Genomic DNA, 1018 nt, shown 5'->3' with positions numbered 1-1018 from the left:
TGGCCCACCCCAAGCCCCCACGACACGCCGGACCAGTCACGACCGGCTCAGCTGACGTCAGGACCGAAACCCCACCACCCCCTGGGACTCTCCCCCGCAGAAAGTCGGGTGACTCGAGTAGCGCCTTGGCAACCTGCATTGCCATCTCGGCGACTCGGTCACGGGGCGTCCCGTCCTCGCGCATGTTCCACGCCGAAAGCCATCGACCGAAGCTTCGCTCGATCACCGCCGCGATGAGGTCGTCTTTGTCGGCGAAATGCCAGTAGATCGAACTCGCCGGCAACCCACACCGCTTGCTCACCAAGTTGATACTGGTTCCCTCGTATCCGCGTTCACTGGCGATTTCGGTTGCCGCATCAAGGATCTTGGACCTCGACGCCTCCCCGTTGGCGCGCCGCCGCCGCGATGTGTCTGCCATTGATTCGCCCTTCTGACAACCGTGAACAAGGTCATCTCTTGCCGTAGCAATCACTACAGTAAGTCCTTGACGGCTCTCGGTCATCGCTGACGCTCCGGACCCGGGTCCGAACGGAGGGAGGTCGTCGAGTCAACCAAACGGTTCGACCACGATGGATGCCGACCAAGTCGGCGAGTTGCTCGGAGGAATCTTTGCAAATCAGCTCGCGCCCGCGAAAGATCTGGTCGCAGAACTCCGTCGACAGCACCCCGGGGTTGAGGATGCCTGTCTTATTCCAATTATCAAGCGGCATTTTACTATTCAGCTCAAAGCTGACCTGAATGGCGACGAGCCTGCGCAAACTGTCGTCACGACCGTAGCAAGGCTCGCGATGTGCATTGCCACAGTGCGAGGGATCGTTCCACATACGGAATCCGAATTCCATGCGATGGGTGAAGACATTCTTCGTGGTGCAACCAAAATTGCAAACGCTTACAGCAGAGCCGAAATGGCGCAGTCCGCCGCATGTCGACGGCCATGAAAAACTGCCCGTGTGCGGCCATGAAAGTGCCCGCTGACGGCCAATAAGGACTGCCCGCTGGCGGTCAGGTAGGTGCCCGT

At 59.7% G+C, this 1018-nt stretch carries 2 protein-coding genes; one reads left to right on the top strand and one right to left on the bottom strand.

Annotated elements, in window-relative coordinates; translation table 11 throughout:
* On the bottom strand, positions 1–418 hold a 418-nt coding region (locus ACWDTF_RS24845), incomplete at its 3' end, for a TetR/AcrR family transcriptional regulator (RefSeq protein WP_449755252.1).
* A 151-nt stretch (positions 419–569) separates the two neighbouring features.
* On the opposite strand from ACWDTF_RS24845, the gene ACWDTF_RS24840 reads away from it, so the two are divergent.
* On the top strand, positions 570–938 hold the full coding sequence (locus ACWDTF_RS24840; RefSeq protein WP_355279480.1) for a hypothetical protein: 369 nt from the start codon (positions 570–572) through the stop codon (positions 936–938).
* Positions 939–1018: the final 80 nt, after the last annotated feature.

This window comes from Gordonia sp. NPDC003422 (assembly GCF_053588675.1).
This window is presented reverse-complemented; position numbering and strand designations above follow the sequence as displayed.